Genomic DNA, 24,391 nt, shown 5'->3' with positions numbered 1-24,391 from the left:
CCCGCATTTTCATTGCCTTGGCAGAAACCGGGACAAGCGGGACAAGCCGGGACAAAGCCCTCTGTCCCACCACACCGGGACAAGGCGGGACAGGCCGGGACAAGATGCGTTGTCCCGGTCATTGCACCACCCACACCAGGTCGTCCCGCACGACGATTTCCCGCGCGGTTTCAAGCTCTTCCCTGCACCGATTGAAGGCCCGCTTGCGCGTGTCCCGGTTTTCGGAGGAGGAAAGCTCGCCCTCTGTCATGCAGGCATCGCGCCACAGATCGAAGCTCACGCCAGCGTGGCTCGGATATTGCGGCTTGCGGTGAGCCTCGCCACGCTCCTCGATCAGCCTGTTGAGGAGCGACAGGGCCTTTCGCGCCGCTTCGCTCACGCCCGCGCGTCCCGCCTCTGCGGGCACCGCCGGGTCAACCAGACAGGTCGTGACGGGGTCGCCGTCCTGGTCGAGACCAAGCTCGACCTGCCGGAGCTGATAGCAGAAGCGATAGCCGGTCGGCCCGTCGCGCTGCTTTGTCACTTCGGCGGTGATCTGCCCCAGGTCGTCGCGGGACAGTTCTATTTCGGTGTCGATTGCGGCACGAAGGGACGAATGCCCCCGCGCCCCGCGCCCGGTGTCCTTGCCGGTATGGTGCACCAGCATGACATGCGCCCCGGTGACGCGCCGGATCAGGTCGAGATTGCGCACCAGGTCGGCAATATCGGGAGCCGCGTTCTCATCCCGGCCCCCCATCACCCGCGCCATCGTGTCGATGACGATCATGTCGAAGCCCGCGCCGCCCACGGCGGCAAGGTGTTGCAGCACCTCGGTCAGTGGCGCCGCCGCGCTGTCCGGCCCGGTCAGCGTGACCGGGATCGACAGCACGAAGAATTCGGGCTCATCGAGCGCCGCCACCCGGTTGGCGAAGCCGCCGCCGCCCTCGGCCGCGATGTAGAGCACGCGGCCCTTGTTCACGCGCCGGTTTCCCCAGCTGCGGCCCTTGGCGACATGGTGCGCCAGATCCAGGGCAAGGAAGGATTTTCCGCTGTTGGACGGGCCGTAGAGGACGGACAGGGCCGACTGGTCAAGCCAGCCCTTCACCAGATACGGGCGGTCCAGACAGGGCGACAGATCCGCCGCCCAGGTCGTGGCCCCCAGCAAGGACAGGGCGCGGGGCTTCAAGCGCGCACGATTGCCATAAAGATGGCTGACCGCGCCCTCGGAAGCGCCTTCGGTCCCTTTTGTCGGATCTTTGGTCATGGCCGCTCGTTCCTCTGCAACGGCCTCAGGCCGCGTTTCCAGCCCAGCCATTCCGCACCGCGAGCCGCACCAGCTCGGGCGGCGGGGCCTTGAAGCGCGTGTAGTCGAACGCGGCCACCGGCTCGGATTGGAGAGCGTCATCATCGCCAAAGAGGCCGTCGCAGAAGTTGAGCGCCAAAGCCTCGTCGGCGGTCATCCAGGTTTCCGCCGCCATCCAGGCGCGGATACGCTCGACCGGATGGCCCGTGGCGCGGGCGTAGGCCTGCGCATAGGTTTCGGAAATCTTGTCCAGCATGCCCGCCTCGCGGCGCAGGTCGTCTGCGGTTCCCCAGGCAAGATTGGACGGCTCATGGATCATCAGATGCGCCGCGCGGTGCATGGCGATCTCGGCCGCCCCCATCACCAGGAGCGACGCGGCAGACGCCGCCACGCCCAACACTTCCACCCGGACCTGCCCGTGCCGGTCGAGCTGGGCCAGGATCGCGGCCCCGTCCGAGGCAATCCCGCCATAGGAATTGACGGCGATCACCACCGGCACGCCCGCATTGTCGTCCAGGAACGCGCCGATCCGGGGCGGGGTATTCTCGCCCTCGCCAATCGGCCCGTAGATATGAAGGGTTTCGGTCATTCTGACACCTGAGCTTTGGGGGGCTGTTGCGGTTGCGCCGAGGGAGCGGCGGCGAGGTAGCTGCTGCTCGGCCGCTGGCTCTTCGGATTGGCAAGCCGTCTCATGCCGCCACCTCGATTTCCGAGATATGCCGGAGGAACGCGGTCTGATCGCGCGGCGCCATCGCCTCGAAAGAGGCCAGCGCGAAGGCTTTCAGCTCGGCCCGATTGGCGAGCGAGGCCCAGAACCGGGCTTCCTCCATCCCGCGCAGGAACGGGGGCATGGGTGCCCCGGCCGCGCGCAGGACCGTGGCCGCCGTCATTTCGGCCTGCTCGGGCTCCAGCGACCGCAGCGCCGCATAGGCCAGCGAGGCCCGCTCGCGCGCCGTGAGTCGCACCATGGCCAAGAGGCGGAACCAGTCCCAGCCATCGAAGGACGCATAAGTCAGCGCATGGCCGAGAACCCGCGCCATCCGCTTATGCGCGGGCTTGATGTCTTTGGAGAGAAGTTTCGAGGAACGACTGCCGTTTACAGGCGCCTCGTAAGCGTTTGTTTTTTGAGGGGGCAGACCTTGGGGGCGTTTACAGGATTTGCCCGCGTTTTCCGTGTGGTCGGAAGGATTGCAAATCCGTGTACAGGAGTTCGATTCTCCTACTCGCCTCCAATACTTTCAATGGGTTAGTGCCTTGCTTGCTCATTGGGGTATCACCTCGGGTATCAGTTTCTTGTTCTGGTCTCGTTCTGTTCAGCGTCTCTTTTCCGCAGCCTGACGCGCCCGCATGATCTGCCGGGCCTCGCCCGCGTATTTCTCGATCATCGCTTTCGTGGCGTGTCCGCTGTAGGCCGCGATCTCGTCGTCGGTGCAGCCGTGCAGCGCCAGTTCCTGCACCCCGCGATAGCGCAGCGCGTGCAGGTCGTAGGCTTCGAGCCCGAGGCGGCGCCGCTCCTTCAACATGATCTGCGCCATGTAGCGATAGCTCACGGGGTTGCCGTCGCGCTTCATCAGGATCGGTCGTCCAGCGATGGGCACCGCGCCGAGCGCGCCCTTCGCACGATCCAGAGCCGCCCTGAGCTGGTTTGTGCACGGAAGCACGAGGGACTTGTCGGTCTTGTTCTGGCAAAGGGTCAGGGACTCGCCGTTGTAGTCGCCCCAGCGGAAGCCCACCCAATCCCCCGGCCTCTGAACGCTGCCGACGCCGATTTCGAAGATCAGGCGGGGCAGTTCTTCGGCTTCCGAGCGGAATTTCTCTACCGCCCAATCCGGCCAGGGAAAATGCTCTTTCCGGCGTTTCTCGGGGGTCTTGAGGGCCCGAACCCCCTTCGCAGGGTTGTTCGCCAGCCAGCCCAGGTCGATAGCGTGCTCGCAGAGGATCACCAGCATCTGCGGGATGTAGTTCGCGAAGCGGGTCCGATGCGCGTTCGCCTTCTGCGCGGCGATCACGTCCGCCCGCGTCAGCGCCTTCACGTCGCGGGTGCCGATCTTCTCCCGGAGGTAGGCCATCACCTTGTCATAGTCTTGACGGGTGCGGGGTTTCAGCCCCAGCCAGCGGTCAGAGGTCCGGTAATCGTCCATAAGGGCGTTCCAGGAGGTCTTGGCCTGCATCCGCTTCCCGGTCAGGATCTCCCAATACTCCCGGTCGAATTCCGCGGTTCCCTCTGGGGCCATGATCCTGCACAGACGCCCCCTGAGGCGCACGTAGATGCGTCCGCTCGGATGCCGCCAGAGATAGCGCTTGCTCACCAACTCACGTCCCCCATGCCCTCGGCCGCTTCCCCGCTGGCAATGCGGCGGAGGTCTTCGACCGGCCAGCGGATCAGGCCAGGAGCGATCTCACGGCCGCGCGGCAGGTGCCCCGCCTCCACCAGCGCACGAAACTCGGCCTGCTTCATATCGAGAAGCCGGGCCGCATTGCGTTCGCTTGCGAAGATGGGGCTTGGCTTAAGCATTCACCTTTCCTTTCAGTCGTAAGAAGTGCGGCGCCTTGGGCAGAAAGAACCTATCGACACTGAAACCAGACCATTGATCGGCGCACTTCTTTGAAACTGCAGTTGACCCGATCAACTCACCCATGCGTTTTCGAGTAAGCCCGGTCCATGACCTCTTGCGGATGCAGCCCAAGGGCGCCGCATACACGGTCAAAAAGTTCGAGCAGATCCACCACAATGAACGCCTCGGGTTTTCTGAGGCCGATACGGGCGACGGCCAGTACATCTTCTCCGCCCTTGTTCGGGCTATAGGGCAGGATCTGCGAGTGCTCTCCGGAGACGAACAAGAGGGTTCGCACATTACTTGCTTCGAACGGAAGCCCAGGACAGCGCCCCGGCTTTCCGGGAAGCGGGCCAGCCCCCGTGTGAGCGAACAACTGCGCGGCGCGAAAGGCGATGCTGAGGTCGGTAACCCCGACTTTGACCAGCGCTGCTGCAGTGGCGATTTCGATCACGTTGTGCCAGGAAAAGCGCCGGTGCCTGCCTTGAGACCCCCCTCCCTCGATTTTCTTGTGCCCAACAATAACGTCGCGCTTGATCCAGTTTTGTAGCGTGGACATCGAAATATCCGCCGCTTTGGTCACGTCTCCCGCGGAGAAGTGCTGTTGGAAAATGTTGATCACTTCTGACTCCATATGGTCGCGCGACCATTTATGTCGGCCTGATGGATATTGTCAAGCGACCATTTGTTTCGGCGTTCAACAGTCAATGATCCGCTTTTCCGCCTCCCGGCAAATCCTGTCGAACAGGGCGGCAGCGTAGGGCTCGGGGCATGCCCGGTTGGCGTCATAGGCAACCCGGCGCAGATCCTCGAAGGTGACGGGGCGCCGGTAGGCGCGCCACAGGCGGAACCGCTGCCAACGCGCGCGGAGCCTTTTTCCTGTCCAATAGGCGCGCTCACGGCCGAAGAAGGGGAGGCGGAGCAAAGCAAGGCTGTTCGCGCAGGCGCGGTCTTTGGGCATTGTCAGGTTCTCCTAACGGGGGTAATGTTCCAAAAGGGAACATAAGGAATGTTCTATTTTGGAACAAGAGAAAACTTCACTAGCCGCGCAGATTCGAGCGGCGAGGGCGCTGTGCAATCTTTCTCAAGAGGCCTTGGCGAGGGCAGCGGGTGTATCATCAATGACCGTTAAGCGGGCAGAAGGCTCAGGCAGCCCTTACCCTGCACAGAAGGCCATTGATGCGATCCGCTCTGCCTTGGAGGTCGCTGGGGCCGAGTTCATCCCCGAGAACGGCGGCGGCGCAGGGGTTCGGCTGAAGAAGGTGGCAAGCGGTGGCCACGACTTTTGACCAAACGCGCCTCTGATGTCCTCAATTTGAGGGAATTGGCAACCAACCCAGATCCGGGTCGTTCGCTCGCCCCAAATCTGGGTTCAGTGCCGGGCGAGGGCCGGTCCAAATCTGGATCGGCCCTCCGATGGAGGACGGACGCCCCAAATCTGGGTTCTCCTCAATCTGAGGAAACGTCCGCCCACCCAACAAGCGCGACCGCCCTATTCGTTCCAGTCCACCAGTTTCAGCGCCTGCGCCGGGTCGATCCCGGCCTCTTTGGCTTGCACCATCGCGCCGATGATCGCGGACATGGCGCGCGCCCGGCCGCCCGCGTCGAAGGCTTGCAGCGGCGTCATCACGTCCAGGGTGACAGCCGTCCCCAGCTTCTCGGACGCCTCTTCTGCGATCAGCGCCGCGATGGGCTGCAGCATCCACTGTGCCAGATGTCGCTGGGCCTCCCGAACCATCGGCCCCGTGGTCGCCGGGTTCAGAAGCCCAGGCAGGACACCGAAAGCGCCGCTGACAGCATTGCGTGCCGCGTCCAGCGTTTCCTTGGTCATCGCCTTGGAAAGATCCGGCGTAAGGTCGTCCGGGTGCTGGCCGATCTGGGGGTGTTGCCCGGCGGCGGTGGCCTGTGCCACGCCCTCGACCACCAGGACCGAACCGCGCCGCCCACGGAACGCTGCACGCATCGCCGCCATGTCGTCAGAGTCCGAATCCGGCAAAGGCACGATCTGCGTCCCGATGGGCGCATTTTCGTAGGTCTCGGAAAGCGCGGTTTCGACGGCCTGCAGAAGCCCGGCCGTGAGCCGCGCCCGTCGCAGAGGGGCGGAGCCGATCCAGGGTTGCGCGGCATCCGCGCCGATACGGATATGCAGCACCTCGCCCGCCAGCGCGGTGAAGGTCGCACCGCCGCCCACTTCGGGAATCGTCAGCCGATAGGCCCTCGGGCGGCCATCGCGGGTGGACAGATCCCAATCGGAGGCGGGCACCAGCCTGTCGCCGCGCAGCCAAAGCACAACCTCGCCACGCAGGGCCAGAGACCGGCCGATCATCGCCAAGGTGAAGCGGTCCAGCAGCGGCGTGCCTTTCACCTCCGCCAGGGAAAGGCCCTGTTCCCATAGGGAAACGCAGGTCTGCACCGTCGCGGTCAACTCAGCCACCCCCGATGCCCCGGCGATCCAGTTTTCGCGCAGCCGCATCACTTCGGCAGTGAAGCTCGACGCCGCCCGGGTTTCTTCCTTGCGCTTGAATGGCCACATGGTCACGCCCTCCATCTGTTAAGGGCGCGGGCCAACCCTGCGTCCTCGGGGTCGCCCAGCGCCCAGGCACGGGCCTCGATCTGGGCGGCCGGATACCCCCACCGAGATCCCGGGGCCGTTCCCCCTTTCCGGCAAGCGCTTCAGCCAGACCGCCGCCGAGATCGGCGAGATCGGCGAGATCGGCGACGACGCCCTCTGCGGGCGCAACAACCTCTCCGACCTGGAGGATCGCGACCTCGCCGGGATGCTCCGGCTCTTCGGCAACCGGAGCATGCAGCATGACACGGTCGCGGCCGTCGCCGATGTCGAGGCCGATCTGCCCGGACGGGGCTCGGGCTTCTTCTTCTGCGACAGCAAGGCCCTGAACACCCCTGTCGCGAACTCCTGGCATTGCGGCTTCTGGATCCGGCGATACCGGAATGCGCGCGGCTTCCTGATCGTCCAGACCGAGGATGCCGGCGACATCTGGGTGCGCTCCTACAACAGGGACCATTATGGCTGGAGCCCCTATATCTGCATCAACAGAAGCCTGACGGACGCCCAGGCCCGGGACGACGGCAGCCCTGAGCCCGGACTGGTCAGCGGCGCGGTGCTCGGCGCCTGGCGGGATGCGGTCTGCCTCGGCCACGGGCAGCGCTGGACCGATGTGAAGGCCGTCCGCGCGGCAGGCGTCACCTACCAGAACAGCTCGAAGCGTCCGATCCTGGTCAGCATCGGGGTCGGCGGCGGCGCGGCGGCGGGCTTCATCTATGTCTCGGCCGACAACCGGAGCTTCGTGCGCATCAGCGCCATCGCCGCCAGCGGCGCCCCCAGCTGCGCCAGCTTCATCGTGCCGCCGGGGCATTACTACCAGATCTCCAACTGGAGCGGCACGATCTGGTCGGAGCTGGTCTGATGGAACAGGGCTTCTACCACCCCGAGCGCGGCTACTGGCAGACCATCGGCACCCCCTCGGCCGCGATCCTGGCCACCTATCCCGAGGGCACCATCGACGTGCCGCTCCGGCCCGGCCCCGACCACGCGCTGGTCGATGGCGCCTGGGTGCCGGTCGAGCCGGACCCGGCCGGGCAGCTGGCCGCCTGGCGCGACAGCGCCACGCTGACCCGGCTCGACCTGGCCTCGGCCCTCATCGCGGCCGGGATCCTGACCCAGGGCGAGGCCGAGGATCTCGCGGCCAGGCGGATGCCCGGGGCCCTGGCCGCCCTGGCCGACCCCCTGCCCGAAACCGAGCGCTCCGCGGTGCGGCTTCGCCTCGTGGGCCTTGCCGAGTTCGCCCGCGCGGACCCGATATGGGACGCGCTCCTGGGGCCGGAGTTGGCCGATGCAGTGTTCGGCCGGCAGGATGGGGAGTGAGGCCGTGATCGAGGCCACCGAAAGCGCGCTCCGCACCGCGCTGGCCATCCTCGGGGCGATCCTGCTGGTCTGGATCCGCACCGACGGGCTGGCGGTGATCGCCCGCATGGGCATCACCCTGGCCTCGGCCGCCATCGGCTATGCCGCCGGGCCCGAGATCGCGCTCTGGATGGGCACGCCCGAGCGGCTCACCATCGTCGGCGTCACCGTGCTCGGCCCGCTGGCGCTGGAAACCGCCGCCGCCACGCTGCTCTGGCTCAAGCGCGATCCGCGCCAGCTGGCCGAGGCCCTGCGTCTCTGGCGGGGCGGCAAATGAGCCTGCCCCTCTACTGCGCCCTCACCGCCGCGATCTGGATCGCGCTGATCGCCTGGCCCTGAGGCCCGGGCCGTCCCCAACCCCACAGGAGTTTCCCCATGCACCTCGTGCCCCACTGGCGCGCGCTGATCCGGCGTGCCTGGTCGATCCGTCTCATCCTGCTCGCGGGCCTGCTGTCAGGGCTCGAGGCCGGGCTCTCGCTGGCCTCGCCCGATGCGCTGGACATCCCGCGCGGGTTCTTCGCCGGGCTCTCGGCGCTGGTCACCGCGGCCGCCTTCGCCGCCCGGCTGATCGCCCAGAGGATGGAGTGAGCCGATGCGCAGGATCCTGAAGCGCGGCGCCGCCGCCACCGCCCTCGCGCTCAGCTTCGTCGGCGGCAATGAGGGCCTGAAGACAGAGGCCTATCTCGACATCGTCGGCGTGCCGACCGTCTGCTTCGGCGAAACGCGCGGCGTCAATCTCGGCGACAGCTACACGCCCGCCCAGTGCCGAGCGATGTTCGCAGGAAGGCTCGCAGAGTTCGAGGCCGGGCTCGACCGGCTGATCGCCGATCCCGTCGAGACCCGCATCCCCGACCGGACCTATGTCGCGATCCTCGACTGGGCCTATAATGTGGGCCTCGGCGCGGCCGGGCGCTCGACGCTCATCCGCAAGCTCAACGCGGGCGACCTGCGCGGCGCCTGCAATGAGCTTCCGCGCTGGCGCTTCGCGGGCGGCAAGGGCGTGCGCGGCCTCGCGATCCGCCGCAACAAGGCTCGCCAGCTCTGCCATGAGGGGCTCGACGGCGTGCCGGCCGATGCGCCGTTCCGCTGGTCGGGCGCATGAGGACGCTCCTCGCGGCGCTGCTGCTGGCAGGCTGCGGCGGGCTGCCGGTCCCGCTCGGGCCGCAGGTCGCCGCCAATGTCCAGGCCGGGGCCGAGAACGTGCAAGGTGTGAAGGTCGAGAACGCCCCTTCCATCCTTCGGCCCCGCACCCGCGAGATCCGCCAGGAGCAATCCGAGAACCACCTCCGAGCCGACCGCGTCGACACCGTCATCGTCAATGTCATCCCGCCCTGGATCGTCCTGGTCGCGCTGATCGGATGGATCGCCCCCTCGCCCGGCGAGATCGGGCGAAGGGTCAGAGAAGCGGTCAGGGGGCGGCGACAAGCTCGAAATTAAAGCCCCAGTCAGTTCTCAGCGGCACCGCACCTTGCATGCAGGCGCATGCTATTCCTGCCTGGGACCTCGCTCAAGCAACTTGTCGAGCTTTCCGATGATTGAGCTGAGAGCGAGGAAAACGAGAGCAGTTAGGACAAAAGCAATGGGAGTATCCAAGTTTCGCGAGCTGCCAGCGTATCGTGACACGGCGAAATCGCTGCCGAAAATTTTCACGCATATGTTGATTGTTCCAATAAGAAGGAGAAACCAACCGAATCCTGTCAGTGTGTACCTGATCACTGAAACGCCCATTTCACTACCGTGTTCGGTCTGAATTTAACACCTTGGGCTATGACGGAGCAACCGGCCGAATGCACACCCCGCCGGGGTCTTGCCGTGGCGCTCGATCGAGGAGGTGCGGCTGACTTACTCGGTCTCGAAGAGCGGCGCGACCGCCGCGCGGGAGTTGATCATCGCCAATCGCGAGGTCAGGGTGGGGCTCGTATGAGTTCCCCCGGCCCGGGCGGCGTTTAACCGGATCCTGGGGGCCCCGGTAAAAGGTCCGTCCCCATGCGCCGTCTCCTGTCCCTGCTCCTGCTGAGCCTCACGCTCCTGACCTGCGCGCCGGTCGCGCAGGCGCCGCAGAGCGTTGCACCGGCCGCGCCCTATACCCGCGCGGCCTTCGGCTCGGGCTGGACCGATCCGGACGGCGATTGCCTCGATACCCGGGCCGAGATGCTGGCGGACCTCTCCACCGTGCCGGTGCGGCTCGCGCCCTCGGGCTGCTCGGTGCGCCACGGCCGCTGGTTCGCACCGTATACCGGGCAGGTGATCACCGAGGCGGGCGATCTCGACATCGATCACATCGTGCCGCTGCGCTATGCGTGGGGCCACGGTGCCGCCAGTTGGCCCGCCGCCAAGCGCGCCCGCTTCGCCCGCGATCCCGTCAACCTGCTGCCCGTCAGTGCCTCCGCAAACCGCTCCAAGGGCGCGCGCGGACCGCTGGAATGGCTGCCGCCGGATCCTGGCTTCCGTTGTCAGTATGTGCTGCGGTTCCGGCGGATCGCCGCAAGCTACGGGCTTGTGCAGTCTGCCGCCGAGGAGCGGGAACTGGTCGCGCTGACCGGGCGGCTGTGTGGGGCATAGGGGCGGAGACCGGACGTTCGGCCCTGTTCCCAAGCATCGGCCGAGGTTCCCAGAAGCGGACGCTCAGCAGGTTGCCAAACCGTCTTCGCCGCCCATCTTGAAGGAAGGGTCGGGTGAACTGCCATGGACCGTATGCACTGCGGCCAACCCTGTCACTCAATAGAAATAGAGCTCTCCGCCGATAGCTGCATCTTGAGCGGCTCTTCGCCAGTGGTCGAGGCAATCGTTTCACTCTGCACCTGTTTGCGCCTACAGTCTAAGTGATTGATAATGAATTTCACAGACGAGGCTGACGTTGGGTAGCGAGGACTTTTGGCTGGCCCTTGAGGCAAACTCACCGAATGGAGACGGTCATTCTTCTGCGGCGGTTCATGAGGTAACCCTTCCTTCGGTAAGAGCACTTGACGCGCAATTTGGCGTTTGGCCGAAAAAACACCTACCTGAAGATATTTCATCCAACCTTTTTGGGGAGAACTTCTTTTCTTCAGAAGAAATTTTGCACGCAGAACAGTCAACGCATACGTTTGCCATTCTGGATGCCGCGAAAATACCTTATTTACCCGACACGTTGGCGAATAGTGGGTTAACGTATCTGAACTTGTTTCGAGGCACCGCTGCGCAAGAGCTCGCAGATGTTTCTCCATATATAGTCAAATTGGAAATCGAAAATGATTTCGTGCGGAAGCTTTTTACAGACACAGGGAGGAAAACTGACCTGTGGAGCAACGAGGTCGGCATCTATGTTAGGTCGAAAGACACAATAGAAAATATGCTGAGGCTATTTCGGCAGTTCACACGGGTTCGCGATGAGCACGATAACTGGAGCTATTTCAGGTTTTGGGAGCCCGATGTGGCAGAAGTGCATTTTTCATATCTCTCGCGCCGAGCCGACCTGGCGACGGGTTGGTTTTATACAGACAATGAAAATCCTGTTGGATATGTGATAGTCAGGCGAGACGGAAGAGCGACCAAATACATTCCGAACGGGCCATTCGCGGGAATTTCTTTCAATAATTTCAGGATGGAGGTCGAAGAAAAGGAGACACTTAAGGCGCGTCGCGTTCAAGCAAACTTTTTGAAAATCCAGAGTCGTTTGGCAACACTCCTCCCTGGAAAAACTGAGTTCGAGATAAGAGACGCGCTCAATCGTGTTGCTGAACGCTTTTCGCAATACGGCTTCGTCAACACCGGCTCCATATTCGCGCTTTGTTGGTATGAGCTGACCCAAGGCCCTCATTTTGAACGCAAACTAAAAGTGAGCGCCCTGAAAGACTTGGAACAGAAGCAAGTCGCGGAGGACTTGCGAATCTTGAAGCTTCAATCGGCCTTGGGCCAATAGACCACGAGAAATTCTATGAAGATATTCGCGAAGTTTGCCTCATTTAGCCTCCTCCTGTTTTTTGTGGCGGCTTGCAAGGCCGAGAGTGTAACTCAAAACTTTAAATACAACCTCAAAACTGAAGAAGGGTGGCCGGTGGTTGCCTTTGTGGAATCTCCGTCATTTGGTCCGGTTTTTGCAGATTATGAGGAAAAGGCATGGGTTCAAAATGGGGGTTACACAGATGCTGATGCAAGTTTGCCTGTCAGGAATATATTAAACAGCGCTCGCGATACGACACATGTTCACTTCAAGATAACTTGGTATGAGGTGGTGACCGAGAAAGTATATTCTTCATCACTGGATGTTGATATGAGAGACCTGAAACTCGATCCGATCACATCCGATTTCGGAATTTTGATTTTTCGCATTTCTGCAGATGGCATGGTGCAGGCCGTCACCTATGATGAAAGTTATCCACCGAGCGACAAGCCTCGAGTCGCAATCAAACTCGCAGAAAGCTGCGGCAAGCAAGATACAATTTCTGACGAAAGGAAAAAATCAAACATGCAGTTCATGCTGGGAAATTCGGAGGTTAAAGGGTGGTTTTCCCATCGCCTCTCTGAAATGGATATCCCAAAACACTGCAATTGAGGTGGCCGAGCTATGGATGATCTCTCATTCCCCAAGGACGACTTCTTCGACCTTCAGCAGAAGGGGTCCATCAGTGCGGTTACGACGAGCTGCCCCTTGATCGATCTGGAAATCGCGTTTTTTTCGATGGGACTGGGAATAACCTTGCAAATGTTGAAGAAGGCAATCGGGTACGCGCTGAGGGTGGTGTCGTCAGCCAAGCGAGCTATGTGAACGATCTTAGCAATGTCGCGAAACTATACCGGAGCTATGATTCTTTCGTCCCGAAGACTGCAGAAAATAACACTGATGGGGCTAAAATACGTCGATTTTCAGAAATTTTTGACGGCATCGGCACCACGGCAGGGCAGGATGACAGCACCATTGGCTTCGCCCTCGGATGGGGGCGCTCAGGTGTGGAAGAGCGTGTCAAAGATGCTTTCCTAGTCTTTCTAAGGCATCTGAATAAGGCTAAGTCTTCAGGAGCAATAAAATCAATTAAGGTTGATGTTTTTGGCTTTAGTCGGGGTGCGGCTGCGGCGAGGCATTTTTTAAATTGCGTCAAGCGTGGCCATGCTGGTCACGGATACGGCGGCCCATTTTATGAACTTCAAGAGGAAGATAAGTCAAAACTGGAGATCCGTTTTCTAGGCATATTTGATACGGTTGTTTCTTGGGGGCTTGTTGCGAACGATAGCAGCTGGGGCAATCTCAGGATCACGTTGCCCGACGATATAGCGACCAAGATTGTTCACATAACAGCACTGGATGAATTTCGAGAAAACTTCCCACTCACCGAAGCTCCCAACAGCGCCGAAACAATTCGCATGCCGGGGGCCCATTCTGATATTGGAGGCGGCTACCCAGAATTCTATGAGGAATGCGTAGAGGTAAAGCGCGCTCGGTCACAATTTGATAACTTCAACCCGCGGCCGGCCGAGACAGGACGAGTGTTTGGCTACAGTGATTTCACGGCAGAAGACTTGGCTATATTCAATCAGCTAGTTTCTGATGGCTGGATAAATAAATCAGACCACAATGCATTGACACGGGAGTACGAAACCATTGGCTCCAACCGGTACGATCCCTACTGGAACCGCTGGTTTCTAAAGCGCAAATGGATTAAAGATCCTGGCCTATCCCACGTCGCACTTCATGTCATGTTCCGGAAGGCCATTGACGCGGGCGTTCCATTCACAGCCTTGATCTCTGGGCGCAATTATGACCTTCCTGAGAATGACGAGGTGCTGGAATATTTGAAGGATCGTCTACTTTCTGGTGAGATCATAACACCCGCTGAAAGTATTCAGTATCGTCGCAACTACGTTCATCACTCAGCGAGCTGGACCCCATCGGGGCCATTTTTCCCGCTGCAGCCGCATGAGGGGGCAAGCCGGCGCACCGTTTACAATAACGATGGCTCCACGAAGGAAAGTTAGACCGCGTGTTCGCGCTACTTTTGGTCATTGCCGCACTAGGCGCGTCCGGCAGCCAAAGTGTTTCGCCGGTGAATGCTCTGCCCGGCGCGTGCGTTTGCTCAAGGCTCCCCAAGGCTGGCTTTCGCCGCACCGGGCACCAGCGACCGCTCTCGGCTGATTGTTTTGAAAAACTCCGGCAGCGGCTGAGAGGCCGCCCGAGTTTGGAACGTCGTTCTTTGCAGAGGAGGCTGGGTCCGTTAAGAGCCGGGATCGCAGAAAAGCGAAGCGATGTCCCATGAACTGGTGCTCAGCGGCCCCGCAAGCGAACTTTTCAACAGCACCCGCAACGAAGACCCGCCTTCATCGCCGATTGAGAGCTGTTCTATGGGCCAGGCGGATGTCCACTTCCGTGTTTCGTCAACGGTGTTGGCAGCGTGGCGCTCAACGGCGGCTATCGGCAGGGACCGCCCGAGTCGGTGGCGCCAGGCGCTCCGGCGCCATGCTGCGCCGCCGCAGGTCCAATCCGAGCCCATACTGCCGCACCCCAGCGGAGCCTTCGCTGCGGGTGCATTCGTCCGCTCACAGCCCAATTTCACCGAGCGAGCAGTTGCGGCATTTTGCGGTTGCAGCGAGAAGATGTTGGTAAAGTCGGCCGTGAGCCGACCTTCGTGACAGGCACTGCAGATGTCCGTTCCAACCCAGGAGCCGACCTTCGTACGAAGCGCAGCGGACGGCCAAGGTCAGTGTCATGGCAGCGCGGACCTTTCGAAATGAGCGAAGTATGTTGCAAAACAAAGATTACAGTGCAACGCTGATACTCAGCGTAAAAGAAGCGGCTATCGGTTTGCTCGACAATTTCCCAGGTATTATTTTGGACCGCGCGAACACCCACTCATTTACGGTACAGAAGTGCCCCGAGAAGCATACGGGTCAGGGTCGCGCGCTTATCAACGGCAAGAAGCGTGACGGAACAAAGCGCTTCCAAATAGTCCGGTTGACAGCTCCACGAGGTCGTTGCGCGTATGCCGCCGTCGTTGGTCATAATGATCGAGAGAATATCATCAGGTTAGATTACGATCTCCGAAAAACACTGGGAGTCGATTTAGGGCAAGAGGTGGAGATAGAGGTTAAGAAGTGCGTATTCTTGGGCATTCTCCGTTGGTATCTAACAGTGCCGGACCCACTTATCCGGGTGCCCGCATATCTTGCAATGGTCTCAACTTTCCTTGGCTTCATAAGCTTAGTCTTGGCGCTAAGACCTACTTGAGCCTTTCTGGCATAGAACGAACCATCGCGTTGCCGCGGCGAATTCACACTTCCCGCCGATCCTTCCGGCACTCTCGCAGCCGCGCCATAAATCGAGCACTCGCGGCGAACGGCGGCTTTGTCCGCTCTCCAGACCTTTGCGGCTCCTGCGCGTGCTGCAACCGCGATGAACGGCCGCTTCCGTGATCTACGGGCGGCGCGGGCTTGAGGTGTCCAACGTCGGCAATCGGCAGGGAGCGCCCGAGTCGATGGCGCCAGGTGCTCAGGAGTCATGCTGCGCTGCCGCAGGTCCGCTCCGAGCCCATCTTTTCTGTTCATCAGCCTGCAGACGAATGCCGACCTCCCTAACAGGCCGCAAAGGGGCAGCAGCGACCGTCTTTGATGTATAGGCATTGGCATGGGCTTATGAACATCTTCGATTACTCATCCTATGAACCATAGTCACATGCTAATAGAGAGACACAGTGGTCTGCCCCTATCGGGTGGTCCGGTTTCAGTCTTAGTGCATGACGGGTCTCGGTGCCAAGGTAGATGCATGCGGCGGGGCTGATCCCGGAGCTCAAAACGGTGCCCAGTGAACGGCCTCCGGCGCTGGTGGCCGATAGCCCAGGGACGAGTGAGGCCGCGCGGTGTTGTAATGGACCCGCCACGCCTCGATCACCACGCGTGCCTCGGCCAGCGAGTAGAAGATCTCGCCGTTTAGGTGATCGTATACGATCACCGTCCCTGAGCTTCGAGTTGAAGCTCTCGCAGTAGCCGTTCTCCCAAGGACTATGCGACAGGACGGTTTAGCTGATCGACGGATGAACGTGAATCTGGAAAGGTGCCGGTAGATGGCCGATATTGAGAAGAACTACCGCGCTCGCGCCGAGAAGCTTGGAGAACCGACCGCACGCGAACCCATGCCTGAAGCGGAGCTGGCCTATTGCGAAGGCCGTCTGCCACCCCGCCTGATCCGCTTCATGGAAGAGTTGGGTTATGCGACTTTTCAGCAGGGTGGAGTGACTATTGCCAAGCCTTACACTCTCGCCCCGGTCCTTGCCCTCGTCTTCAAGTCTGACCCCGACCTCAGACACGATGATTGTACCGTTGTTTCCTACAATCCATTTGGCGATCTTCTTGTCTGGTCCGACAGATTGAAGACATTCCGCATTTCTCTAGCCGAGGGCCGCATTAGCTCACAGGAGCTTGCTCCGACACAGTTTGGACCGCCACTTCAACGACCAAAACCTGCATCCCCTCCCGACCCAAACCTCATTGCTCGCAGCGCAGTCATGGTGCGCCCGGACGACTTCGACTTCCTCGACTATGCAGGCCAGGAGATGCTCGCCCGCTGCATTGCTATGCACGGCCCGATCGATCTCGGCGAATGCTACGGCTTCTTCCCTGCCCTCGCGCTGGTCGGCGTCGAGAGCCCGATGCGCCGGGTAGAGAACATCCGCCGGGTGCCCGCGCTGGAACACTTCGCTTTCCTCGCCCAGGCGCAGCCTTTCTACCTCACCAAGGTCGGCCCGGCTGGCGTCGAGAAGGTCCGTGAAATCGGGTAGGAATCACCGGAACAGCGACCACCAACGCGATCTGTACTCTTCGGCGTGACGAGAAAGACCGAAAATGCGGTATTCAGATACCAATCCACTTAGGCTTAGACTTTTCAACGCTCTCTAGGCATTCATGATACGTTCTGCGGATTTTTCGCGTCAACCTAAGCAAAAAGATGCGTAAAGTCAGAGACATGCTAACTCTTGCAAATCCGTGTACACCGGTTCGATTCCGGTACTCGCCTCCAAAACACCATCTAAGTGTATGAATTTGCGTCGAATTCATACACACATGTCGGCGCACCCCACCTAAAACCCAACATCCCCTGGTCAAGTGGTGTCAACCTGTGTTCACCCTTGGTCACAGGGCAGAGGGCCTCTGTCTTGATCGGCTGCCCGGCTCGCCCCTTGTGTTCAGTGAGCATAGGTGCAACTCGAGCCGCGCCCGCACTTGACTTCTGCCCAGTAACTGGCTACCTATCAACCCGCATCTAAAGACTCTCGCGTGCTCGGCAGGGCTATGCATTTAGCTCTTCTGGCCATGCTTCTGTATCGGCAAACTCGAAATATACGCCCCGAGCGTTGATCCGGTTAATGTCGCGGAAGGCGTTTGAAGGAACTTTAGACTAAGAACAAAGAAGGGTGGACGAAGGGCAACCTTCGCCACCCTTATTCTATGTGGCCATTTGGAAATATGTTCAAATGTGTCTTTGGGCCATAGTCATCCTCTTGGCCATGACAGTTCTTAAGTCTGATATGGATGCGATCTTTTGGCTTCTCTTCCGTAACATTGAAGTGTCGCTTATCTTTAATTGAAATCCCAAATCTTATAAACTTCCCAGCGCGACAGAAGAAATCATGGGGTGGAAGCTCCCCCGCTTCAGCATGTTCTTCCAGGCCCAGCTGAAAGAAGTGACGACGATCATCAACATAGAACTTTGTTGCATCCCCGCCCCCCTTTCTCTTCGGCGTTTGACGTCCTCCTACGCTGGCAAAGTAAGATTGAAGAATTCGAATGAACCGGCCTTCAGTCGCGTGGTCTTTCAGCAATCTCGGCAGTGCTCTAAGCTCGTCGGCATCAAAGGCAGTAACCGGAAGAAGAAGCATAGTTCTCTGCTTTTGGCTCCCGCCAGCCTTAGCAATTTCAGAGAAGTTTTTCAGCCAAGAGCTGAAGTGCTTGGAAAAGAAGTTTTGATAGTTTGGTTGCCATCCAGGGAAGTTGAAAAAGGTTGTGAAGAAGAGATTTTCACAGCCATCGACCCAATCATATACGTCAACACCAACGACACAAGCGACCGCATCATATCTCTGAGACACCCTTACGACATACTCACGATATGATAGGCCATCCTTGTTGTGAGGGTCGAACCGAAACACCTTCAACGAGCTAAAGGCAAGGCCGCTGCCTTCGCGATAGGCTTTCGGAATTGCAGCCTCCTGACGATCATCAAAATAATTTTGAATTTCAGGATCATTTGTTCCAACAACGATTGCCGCCTTCATTTGCCTTCCATAAGTCGAATCAGAACATTTACTGGGATATTGACACCATCTCTCTCAGAGGCTGGAAGCTTTGAAAGCTGGTGAATGAACGCATATAGGGCTCGGCGACTTTCAGCCACGTGAGCGTTCTTGGCATGCCTCGAAATCGGACCGGCCTCAGCTTCGACCTCGACGCCATCCTTTTCTTCTCCAGCGTCCACCTTGAATTCAAAATCTTCACCCGCGGGAATGACTCCCAACTTTAGTGTCTCTTTCGGGTGCTGAACCACCTTGAATTCATTATCCCGCTCAGAAATGAAAGCGCTCAGGCTTTTTCCAGACGTGATGGACTTGTAATCAACTCCATTTCTCCTGAGCTCCATTCCAAGATTGCTCAACAAGACTGGTTTCGCCTCAGCAGCCCAAGCCTCCTGGACGATTTCTTTAATTTTCCCTGCAAGGGATTCTGGGCTTTCCTCTGACAACAGCGCCTCCTTTCATAAGAGCTACTCAGATGTGTTGCGTACACTTCTGTTGTGTCAGGCTTCCTTTCGAAGGTCTAGGGAGCAGGTCGCCGAAAAATTCTTACCTTGAGGCCTGTCGGAGCACATTTTTCATCGCCACCACCGGCTGGACGGATGTGAGCTACCCCCCGAAATTCGGACAGTGACGTAAGCTACGATTTGCAGTCTGCTGATCTTCGACGAGAAGGAGATCAGAGATGTCGAAACGCAAGCAGCACGCGCCTGAGTTCAAGGCGAAGGTCGCGCTGGAAGCCCTGAAGGGTGAAGAGACGGCGGCCGAGCTGGCGAGCCGGTTCGGAGTGCATCCGACGATGATCCATCAATGGAAGCGCGCCCTGCTCGAAGGCGCGTCCGGCGTGTTCGAGCGCGGTGGCCGCAAGAGACCCGAGATCGACGAGGAGCAGGTGAAGGAGCTCCACGCCAAGATCGGGGAGCTGGCGGTGGCCAACTCTTTTTTGGAACGAAAGCTGAAGCCCTGGGGCGGGAAGTGAGGCGCGGTATGATCGAGCCTGACCATCCTCAGCTGTCCATCGGTCAGCAGTGCAGGCTGCTGTCGATTGCGCGCTCGTCCTATTACTACGAGCCGAAGGGAGAGACCGCACAGAACCTCGGCCTGATGCGGCAGATCGACGAGCAGTTCCTGGAGACGCCGTTCTTCGGTGTCCGCCAGATGACCTGGCACCTGCGCAATGACGGGCATCTCGTGAACGAGAAGCGAATACGCCGGCTAATGCGCCTCATGGGGCTGATGCCGATTTACCAGAAGCCCAACACGAGCAGGCCGGCGAAAGGACACAAGACCTATCCTTACCTTCTGAAAGGGCTGCACGTGGATCGTCCGAACCAGGTCTGGTGCTCGGACATCACCTACCTGCCCATGCGCCGCGGGTTCCTATACCTCATAGCGATCATGGACTGGCACACGCGCAAGGTTCTATCCTGGCGGATCTCGAACACCCTGGAGGCCGACTTCTGCGTCGAAGCACTGAGCGAGGCCATCCACAAGTTCGGCCCGCCCGAGATCATGAACACGGATCAGGGCAGCCAGTTCACGTCCTGCGCCTGGACCGACCGGCTCCGCCGATCCGGTGTGCGCATCTCGATGGATGGGAAAGGCCGATTCCTCGACAACATCTTCATCGAGCGGCTGTGGCGAACCCTGAAATACGAATGCGTCTACCTGCATGCCTGGGAGACCGGATCAGAGACGAAAGGGGCTATCCGGAAATGGATGACCTTCTACAACCACCAGCGTCCTCACTCAGCCCTCGGCGGCAAGCCACCGGCGCTGGTTTATTGGCAGAGAAATGATATCAACAAACCCGATCAGCAGGTGCAAAGAGTAGCTTAAATTACGCCAGATACTGTCCAACCGATGGGGAGTAGCTCACACCACGCCTAAAAACGGGACCATCTCTCCGGCTTTGTCTGCGGTGTTTATGGCTCCAAGGTCACTGACCAGTAGCGTTACCAAGCCGAAGACCATCGAAAACACTCCGGCGATCACGACCGGGTAAAGGGAGAAACTCGCCAGCGAGGATACCCAACGGTGGAAGTAGTCTTTCGTCACGTCGAACATCGAACAGAGGATCATGACCGGCGCCAATCCGATTAGCAGCGTTATCATCATTTTCGCGAGTACCAAGACCGCTCCTGCCAACCCGCCGACCAAAGCAATTAGGGCCATGAAGAAGACACCCATCAACGCTTTGCTAACTCTGGACATATGCGAGGCGGCTTCGTTGCCGTACTCCGCTAGCCGGTCCATTTGGAGATCAAACCGTGCGGCGAAATAGGCCGAGCCAATGGCCTCCTCACCTGTGGCGGAGCCAATTAGGCTCCCAGCAAGCTCGTCCAATCCGTCGATTAGGTGTTCACTGACAAAGTTGAAGTTCGCCCAGTTAAGCGCAAATGCCTTGATCAAGCTGATTTTGAAGAGCAGCACCAGCATCTCTCGCCCGTCCATGGGCGAATTTGCCATGCCATGTTGATGAAGAGCGCGATGATCGCAACGGTCGCGGCCCCCATGATGATCGTGCCGGAAACCTCTGCTACGGCGGCGAACTGCGAAGTTGCGACGGCATCGAGGCCCTTGTCGGCTGCCTCTACGATGAATGTAACGATCCCCATCAATCAGCCTCCTGACATTGTTCCCGCAGTGCCGCGCGAAGGTTCGAAATGACAGGGAAATACTCGGCGGCAGCCCAGGTGACATGAAGGCTGTCCGTTGCCTGCGGATCAGCGAAGCCAAGCGCCTCGAATTCCTCTTCGATGCTGGACCAGTCAGGCCAGAGTGCATCGCATTCACATGAGCCCGCCTCTAGCGCCGCCTGGTGTCTTTGCAGGGAATAGAGGTCATCTGCGGCGGTATTGCGCCATGCATCGCGGAATCCGCTGTAGGTCATTCCATCCGGGCGCTGTCTGACCGTGCAGCCGTAGCGATCTGTTCGGGCAGAGCTGGCGGAAAGTAAAGGCGTGGCCGTGTCTGCGTAGACGGGGCCAGCTGAGGCGAACAGGATTAGCGTGGTGAGCAATTTCATGTCGGTTTCCTCCGGTCAGTCGGCGCTTCGAGGTGATTGGTCGATGTGCGTGAAGTCGCGGTTCGGCGCCGCGCTAAACCGCAGACGACCTGCGCCGCGAGGCGGGCATGCTGGACAAGATTTCCGAGACCTATGCGCAGGCCTATTCCCGAGCCACGGGCCATCCGGTCGAGCGTATCCGCGCCTGGATGGCGGCGGAAACCTGGATGACCGCCGACGAGGCTTTGGCGCTCAACTTCTGCGACGGCCTCTTTGGCGATGATGACGCTCTCCAATCCGAGCCGGTGGCCGCGTTCGACTACACGCGCTTCAAGGCCCCGCCGCCCGAGCTGGTGCGGCTCGCGGTGCGGAATGGCTGGACTGGAAACGCGGCCTGAGGCCGTCGCAGGGGAACGAGCGGCCATGGCCAAAGATCCGACAAAAGGGACCGAAGGCGCTTCCGAGGGCGCGGTCAGCCATCTTTATGGCAATCGTGCGCGCTTGAAGCCCCGCGCCCTGTCCCTGCTGAGCGCCACGACCTGGGCGGCGGATCTGTCGCCCTGCCTGGCTCGCCCGTATCTGGTCAAGGGCTGGCTCGACCAGTCGGCCCTTTCCGTCCTCTACGGCCCGTCCAACAGCGGGAAGTCGTTCCTCGCCCTGGATCTGGCGCACCATGTCGCCAAGGGGCGCAGCTGGGGAAACCGGCGGGTGAACAAGGGCCGCGTCCTCTATATCGCGGCAGAGGGCGGCGGCGGCTTCGCGAACCGGGTGTCGGCGCTCGATGAACCCGAATTCTTCGTGCTGTCGGTCCCGATCACGCTGACCGGAACGGACAGCGCGGCCGGGCCGCTGACCGAAGTGCTGCAACACCTCTCGGCCGTGGGCGGCGCTGGCTTCGACCTGATCGTCATAGACACGATGGCGCGGGTGATGGGGGGCCGGGATGAGAACGCGGCCCCTGACATTGCCGACCTGGTGCGCAATCTCGACCTGATCCGGCGTGTCACCGGGGCGCATGTCATGCTGGTGCACCACACCGGCAAGGACACCGGGCGCGGGGCGCGAGGGCATTCGTCCCTTCGTGCCGCCATCGACACCGAAATCGAACTGTCCCGCGACGACCTGGGGCAGATCACCGCCGAAGTGACGAAGCAGCGCGACGGGCCGACCGGCTATCGCTTCTGCTACCAGCTTCGGCAGGTCGAGCTTGGGCTCGACCAAGACGGCGATCCCGTCACGACCTGTCTGGTTGACCCGGCGGTGCCCGCAGAGGCGGGACGCGCGGGCGTGAGCGAAGCGGCGCGAAAGGCCCTGTCGCTCCTCAACAGGCTGATCGAGGACCGTGGCGAGGTTCACCGCAAAGCTCGAAGACCAATAGCGCGCGCCCAGGCCCCTTGAGCCGAAGCGCATATTCCGTCCAGAATGCGGGCGTCAGACCGAGTTGCCGCAGCAGCTGATCTGCACATCCTTGGAAAACGGGCGGAACGTGGGCTGGTCGCTGTCAAGCCCCTCCCAAGCGCCCTCGATCACGTAGTCGGGCGGATACCCTTGCGCGTTGAACAACTCCCGCGGGCTGAGCATCCGCATGCCGATGTCGATCACAACGAAGGTCTGCCCGTCGATCTCCAGCGTGACGAACTCGCCGCCGTCCCATGCACCATGGGCACGCAGGAACTCGGCCACCTCGCGGGACCGGGCCTCGTGTTCCTCGGCGAAGGGCGGCGCGGCCAGGTCGGCCTGCATGTGCCCTATGCGGTCCTTGACAGTCACGGTGTGGCAAGGTTCGTCCATCCGGGCGCCGTCGCCGGTGCCGTAGTATTTCGCGAACCAGGCTGCGACCGGCGTCTGGTGGCTGCCGCTGGCGGCGACCGTGGACAGGGGAGCGCGCGGGTCATGCCCGGCATGGGTGGCCATGCGCGGCCCGCCGTTCTGCTGCGCGAGGAAGGCCGCCACCGGGTAGTGCTTCACGCCGCCCGCGACCACGGTGTTCAGCGGCGCGCCGATGTCGAGCGCGCGCGGCGCCTGCCCGGGCCGTTCGCCATTGCCGACATGAACCATGGTCGCGGCCAGCAGGCTGTTCTGGTCCTTCTTCGAGGCGCAGATCGTGTGGTGCGGAGCCCCGGCCGAGCGGTTGCCGCCGCCCTGCTGGGCGTAGGTCAGGACCGGCGCGACCACGGCGCTGTGGCCGCCACCGGCCAGCACGGTCGGATGCGGCGCCGTGGCGGCACCATCGCGGCGGGCGGTGCCCTTGAGGCTCAGCAGATGCGGCGTGACGATCCCCAGCGGCATCGCGCCGCCGGGCCGCTTGATCCAGCTGTTCGCGGTGACGGTCGGCATCGGGTCGCGCAGATCGGCGCCCGTGGCTCCGCCGTTGAAGCGGGTCAGGCTGGGCGCCACCAGCGCCTTTTCGCCCCGGTTCGCGCCGGTGATCGTGCGCAGCGGCCGGGCCAGATCCTCGGTCCGGGCGCCGTGGGTCAGGTTCACGATGAAGGGCCGTTCGGCCTCCAGCACATAGCGCTTCATGCCGCGGGCAATCCGGGCGACCGACCAGGCAAACCCCCTACGGGCTGCCACTCGTGCGAAACAGCGTTGAAATCATTTAGGTTTTCGCTGTTTTTGTATCACGGATTTCAAGTGATACACTGTTCTCTATATGTTCATCACCCATGACCAGCTTTTTCAGCTGCGCCGCGCGCGTGTAACGCTCGGCCTCCTGAAGGGTCTGGTGACCACCCCATGCCATAATCGCATGCGCAGTTCCGCCCGCTTCAGCGATGGCTGTCAGTCGCGATTTTCGAAGGCCGTGTGCAGACTTGCTGATGCCTGCGGTTCGGGCTGATTCTGCGATAAGGTTGCCAAGCCCCTTCACCGACCGGACCTTGCCGTTTGCCTCCAGGAAGGTGAACCCGCCAGATGTGACCTGGAGGGCATCTTTCACCTGGTTCAGTTCCACAGCCCATCCACTTGCAAAAGCCGGAAGCGCGCTAGTCCATGGCACATGTGCGGGCTTGCCCACCTTGCTTTGGTTTGCGCTTTTCCATAGGCTTCCGACATCGCATCGAATTCGCGCTTCATCGCGCTGCGATATACTGCGGAAAGGGACTTCCAGTCCCTGCCCGCTCGTTCGGCGCGGATGGATGCGGACAGGGAGCCAATGGCCACCGGCGCGACGCGGGCAGCCTTCGCCAGCGGGTCGGCGCTTCCAGCTTCCGCAGCGGCCCACGCAGCAACGAAATCCGGATGTGTTTCCGGCAGGTCGGGAAGGCGAATTCCTGTCGCGCGATGGTATTTCACGACGCGATCACCACGTCTTTGACGCCTGATCCCCTTCAACTGGACACCCCAAACAGGCTGTCGCATTCCGAATCT

The 24,391-nt window shown here is 60.7% G+C and carries 33 protein-coding genes and 1 pseudogene; 16 read left to right on the top strand and 18 right to left on the bottom strand.

Annotated features, from left to right (window positions below):
- Positions 1-118: 118 nt before the first annotated feature.
- The 7 genes from B5V46_RS04325 to B5V46_RS04295 form a co-directional block, all read right to left on the bottom strand.
- Positions 119-1,243 (bottom strand): helicase RepA family protein, encoded by a 1,125-nt coding sequence (locus B5V46_RS04325; RefSeq protein ID WP_196774341.1) that lies wholly within the window; start codon positions 1,241-1,243, stop codon positions 119-121.
- Between the two features lie 25 nt (positions 1,244-1,268).
- Positions 1,269-1,871, bottom strand: coding sequence for a head maturation protease, ClpP-related (locus B5V46_RS04320; RefSeq protein WP_080615459.1), 603 nt, complete (start codon positions 1,869-1,871; stop codon positions 1,269-1,271).
- A 100-nt stretch (positions 1,872-1,971) separates the two neighbouring features.
- Entirely contained in the window at positions 1,972-2,322 is a 351-nt protein-coding gene (locus B5V46_RS04315) for a hypothetical protein (RefSeq protein WP_042456291.1), read from the bottom strand.
- 273 nt (positions 2,323-2,595) lie between these two features.
- Positions 2,596-3,591, bottom strand: a complete 996-nt coding sequence (gene xerC, locus B5V46_RS04310; protein WP_231119224.1) for a tyrosine recombinase XerC — start codon at positions 3,589-3,591, stop codon at positions 2,596-2,598.
- Complete coding sequence (locus B5V46_RS04305; RefSeq protein ID WP_080615457.1) at positions 3,588-3,797, bottom strand: hypothetical protein; 210 nt, start codon at positions 3,795-3,797, stop codon at positions 3,588-3,590. Before B5V46_RS04305 ends, xerC begins: the two co-directional genes overlap by 4 nt.
- Positions 3,798-3,913: 116 nt before the next feature.
- Positions 3,914-4,459, bottom strand: a complete 546-nt coding sequence (locus B5V46_RS04300) for a hypothetical protein (protein WP_080615456.1) — start codon at positions 4,457-4,459, stop codon at positions 3,914-3,916.
- Positions 4,460-4,534: 75 nt separating this feature from the next.
- Positions 4,535-4,798 (bottom strand): hypothetical protein, encoded by a 264-nt coding sequence (locus B5V46_RS04295; RefSeq protein ID WP_080615455.1) that lies wholly within the window; start codon positions 4,796-4,798, stop codon positions 4,535-4,537.
- Positions 4,799-4,856: 58 nt separating this feature from the next.
- Between B5V46_RS04295 and B5V46_RS04290 the strand changes: the two genes are divergently transcribed.
- On the top strand, positions 4,857-5,126 hold the full coding sequence (locus B5V46_RS04290) for a helix-turn-helix domain-containing protein (RefSeq protein ID WP_080615454.1): 270 nt from the start codon (positions 4,857-4,859) through the stop codon (positions 5,124-5,126).
- Positions 5,127-5,329: 203 nt separating this feature from the next.
- Here the strand turns inward: B5V46_RS04290 and B5V46_RS04285 are convergent, their stop codons facing one another.
- Positions 5,330-6,385, bottom strand: a complete 1,056-nt coding sequence (locus tag B5V46_RS04285; RefSeq protein WP_080615453.1) for a phage portal protein — start codon at positions 6,383-6,385, stop codon at positions 5,330-5,332.
- Positions 6,386-6,641: 256 nt separating this feature from the next.
- On the opposite strand from B5V46_RS04285, the gene B5V46_RS04280 reads away from it, so the two are divergent.
- The 9 genes from B5V46_RS04280 to B5V46_RS19610 all read left to right on the top strand — a co-directional run bounded on the left by B5V46_RS04280 (position 6,642) and on the right by B5V46_RS19610 (position 12,296).
- A complete protein-coding gene (locus tag B5V46_RS04280) occupies positions 6,642-7,265 on the top strand; it encodes a hypothetical protein (RefSeq protein WP_155773940.1) in 624 nt (207 codons plus the stop codon).
- On the top strand, positions 7,265-7,723 hold the full coding sequence (locus B5V46_RS04275) for a hypothetical protein (RefSeq protein WP_080615451.1): 459 nt from the start codon (positions 7,265-7,267) through the stop codon (positions 7,721-7,723). Before B5V46_RS04280 ends, B5V46_RS04275 begins: the two co-directional genes overlap by 1 nt.
- Before the next feature lie 4 nt (positions 7,724-7,727).
- Positions 7,728-8,039 (top strand): hypothetical protein, encoded by a 312-nt coding sequence (locus B5V46_RS04270; RefSeq protein ID WP_155773939.1) that lies wholly within the window; start codon positions 7,728-7,730, stop codon positions 8,037-8,039.
- A 98-nt stretch (positions 8,040-8,137) separates the two neighbouring features.
- The gene (locus B5V46_RS04265; RefSeq protein WP_080615449.1) at positions 8,138-8,350 is read left to right on the top strand and encodes a hypothetical protein; all 213 of its coding nucleotides are present in this window, start codon (positions 8,138-8,140) and stop codon (positions 8,348-8,350) included.
- Positions 8,351-8,354: 4 nt separating this feature from the next.
- Complete coding sequence (locus B5V46_RS04260; protein ID WP_080615448.1) at positions 8,355-8,864, top strand: lysozyme; 510 nt, start codon at positions 8,355-8,357, stop codon at positions 8,862-8,864.
- Positions 8,861-9,199, top strand: a complete 339-nt coding sequence (locus B5V46_RS04255) for a bacteriophage spanin2 family protein (RefSeq protein ID WP_080615447.1) — start codon at positions 8,861-8,863, stop codon at positions 9,197-9,199. Before B5V46_RS04260 ends, B5V46_RS04255 begins: the two co-directional genes overlap by 4 nt.
- A gap of 549 nt (positions 9,200-9,748) precedes the next feature.
- Positions 9,749-10,324 carry an HNH endonuclease family protein gene (locus tag B5V46_RS04250; protein WP_080615446.1) on the top strand — a complete coding sequence of 192 codons (576 nt, stop codon included), beginning with the start codon at positions 9,749-9,751 and terminating at the stop codon, positions 10,322-10,324.
- A gap of 295 nt (positions 10,325-10,619) precedes the next feature.
- Positions 10,620-11,663 carry a DUF4123 domain-containing protein gene (locus B5V46_RS04245; protein ID WP_196774339.1) on the top strand — a complete coding sequence of 348 codons (1,044 nt, stop codon included), beginning with the start codon at positions 10,620-10,622 and terminating at the stop codon, positions 11,661-11,663.
- A gap of 15 nt (positions 11,664-11,678) precedes the next feature.
- Complete coding sequence (locus tag B5V46_RS19610; RefSeq protein WP_155773938.1) at positions 11,679-12,296, top strand: hypothetical protein; 618 nt, start codon at positions 11,679-11,681, stop codon at positions 12,294-12,296.
- A 53-nt stretch (positions 12,297-12,349) separates the two neighbouring features.
- Here B5V46_RS19610 and B5V46_RS20785 read toward each other — a convergent pair whose 3' ends face one another.
- Positions 12,350-12,496, bottom strand: coding sequence for a hypothetical protein (locus B5V46_RS20785; RefSeq protein WP_196774338.1), 147 nt, complete (start codon positions 12,494-12,496; stop codon positions 12,350-12,352).
- A 9-nt stretch (positions 12,497-12,505) separates the two neighbouring features.
- On the opposite strand from B5V46_RS20785, the gene B5V46_RS04235 reads away from it, so the two are divergent.
- Together B5V46_RS04235 and B5V46_RS04230 are read left to right on the top strand one after the other, a co-directional pair.
- Entirely contained in the window at positions 12,506-13,714 is a 1,209-nt protein-coding gene (locus tag B5V46_RS04235) for a DUF2235 domain-containing protein (RefSeq protein ID WP_080615443.1), read from the top strand.
- A 760-nt stretch (positions 13,715-14,474) separates the two neighbouring features.
- Positions 14,475-14,960, top strand: a complete 486-nt coding sequence (locus B5V46_RS04230) for a hypothetical protein (RefSeq protein ID WP_196774337.1) — start codon at positions 14,475-14,477, stop codon at positions 14,958-14,960.
- Positions 14,961-15,518: 558 nt separating this feature from the next.
- Here the strand turns inward: B5V46_RS04230 and B5V46_RS04225 are convergent.
- Positions 15,519-15,732, bottom strand: a pseudogene (locus B5V46_RS04225) (transposase); the annotation flags it as partial.
- Between the two features lie 60 nt (positions 15,733-15,792).
- Here B5V46_RS04225 and B5V46_RS04220 point away from each other — a divergent pair.
- Positions 15,793-16,506 (top strand): GAD-like domain-containing protein, encoded by a 714-nt coding sequence (locus B5V46_RS04220; protein ID WP_080615440.1) that lies wholly within the window; start codon positions 15,793-15,795, stop codon positions 16,504-16,506.
- Positions 16,507-17,166: 660 nt separating this feature from the next.
- Here B5V46_RS04220 and B5V46_RS19605 read toward each other — a convergent pair.
- A complete protein-coding gene (locus B5V46_RS19605; protein WP_155773937.1) occupies positions 17,167-18,000 on the bottom strand; it encodes a hypothetical protein in 834 nt (277 codons plus the stop codon).
- Positions 17,997-18,464 (bottom strand): hypothetical protein, encoded by a 468-nt coding sequence (locus tag B5V46_RS19600; RefSeq protein WP_155773936.1) that lies wholly within the window; start codon positions 18,462-18,464, stop codon positions 17,997-17,999. The genes B5V46_RS19605 and B5V46_RS19600 overlap by 4 nt, the downstream gene beginning before the upstream one ends.
- 236 nt (positions 18,465-18,700) lie before the next feature.
- Between B5V46_RS19600 and B5V46_RS04210 the strand changes: the two genes are divergently transcribed.
- A protein-coding gene (locus tag B5V46_RS04210) for an IS3 family transposase (RefSeq protein ID WP_231119223.1) occupies positions 18,701-19,854 on the top strand; the annotation gives its coding sequence in 2 pieces (ribosomal slippage) (positions 18,701-18,953 and positions 18,953-19,854; 1,155 coding nt in all).
- 36 nt (positions 19,855-19,890) lie between these two features.
- Here the strand turns inward: B5V46_RS04210 and B5V46_RS04205 are convergent.
- From B5V46_RS04205 to B5V46_RS04200, 3 genes are read right to left on the bottom strand one after another with little or no spacing between them, the layout of a single operon-like run.
- Positions 19,891-20,454: a type IV secretion system protein gene (locus B5V46_RS04205; protein WP_196774336.1), complete on the bottom strand. Its 564-nt coding sequence runs from the start codon at positions 20,452-20,454 to the stop codon at positions 19,891-19,893.
- Entirely contained in the window at positions 20,424-20,636 is a 213-nt protein-coding gene (locus B5V46_RS20160) for a hypothetical protein (protein ID WP_196774335.1), read from the bottom strand. The genes B5V46_RS04205 and B5V46_RS20160 overlap by 31 nt, the downstream gene beginning before the upstream one ends.
- The gene (locus B5V46_RS04200) at positions 20,633-21,043 is read right to left on the bottom strand and encodes a hypothetical protein (protein ID WP_196774334.1); all 411 of its coding nucleotides are present in this window, start codon (positions 21,041-21,043) and stop codon (positions 20,633-20,635) included. Before B5V46_RS04200 ends, B5V46_RS20160 begins: the two co-directional genes overlap by 4 nt.
- A gap of 89 nt (positions 21,044-21,132) precedes the next feature.
- Between B5V46_RS04200 and B5V46_RS04195 the strand changes: the two genes are divergently transcribed.
- A complete protein-coding gene (locus B5V46_RS04195; RefSeq protein WP_369822832.1) occupies positions 21,133-21,420 on the top strand; it encodes an ATP-dependent Clp protease proteolytic subunit in 288 nt (95 codons plus the stop codon).
- Entirely contained in the window at positions 21,395-22,420 is a 1,026-nt protein-coding gene (locus B5V46_RS04190) for a helicase RepA family protein (RefSeq protein WP_196774333.1), read from the top strand. The genes B5V46_RS04195 and B5V46_RS04190 overlap by 26 nt, the downstream gene beginning before the upstream one ends.
- A gap of 33 nt (positions 22,421-22,453) precedes the next feature.
- On the opposite strand, the gene B5V46_RS04185 is transcribed toward B5V46_RS04190, so the two are convergent.
- Genes B5V46_RS04185 through B5V46_RS20395 form a run of 3 tightly spaced genes read right to left on the bottom strand, consistent with a single transcriptional unit; the run spans position 22,454 to position 24,382 of the window.
- Positions 22,454-23,596 (bottom strand): hypothetical protein, encoded by a 1,143-nt coding sequence (locus tag B5V46_RS04185; RefSeq protein WP_231119222.1) that lies wholly within the window; start codon positions 23,594-23,596, stop codon positions 22,454-22,456.
- Positions 23,597-23,621: 25 nt separating this feature from the next.
- Positions 23,622-24,020 carry a tyrosine-type recombinase/integrase gene (locus B5V46_RS20400; protein ID WP_369822831.1) on the bottom strand — a complete coding sequence of 133 codons (399 nt, stop codon included), beginning with the start codon at positions 24,018-24,020 and terminating at the stop codon, positions 23,622-23,624.
- Positions 23,966-24,382: a hypothetical protein gene (locus tag B5V46_RS20395; protein WP_231119220.1), complete on the bottom strand. Its 417-nt coding sequence runs from the start codon at positions 24,380-24,382 to the stop codon at positions 23,966-23,968. Before B5V46_RS20395 ends, B5V46_RS20400 begins: the two co-directional genes overlap by 55 nt.
- Between the last annotated feature and the right edge of the window lie 9 nt (positions 24,383-24,391).

Source organism: Rhodovulum sp. MB263 (genome assembly GCF_002073975.1).
Taxonomy (GTDB): Bacteria; Pseudomonadota; Alphaproteobacteria; order Rhodobacterales; family Rhodobacteraceae; genus Rhodovulum.
Note: the sequence above shows the minus strand (reverse complement) of the source record. Positions and strands in the feature narration are given on the sequence as shown.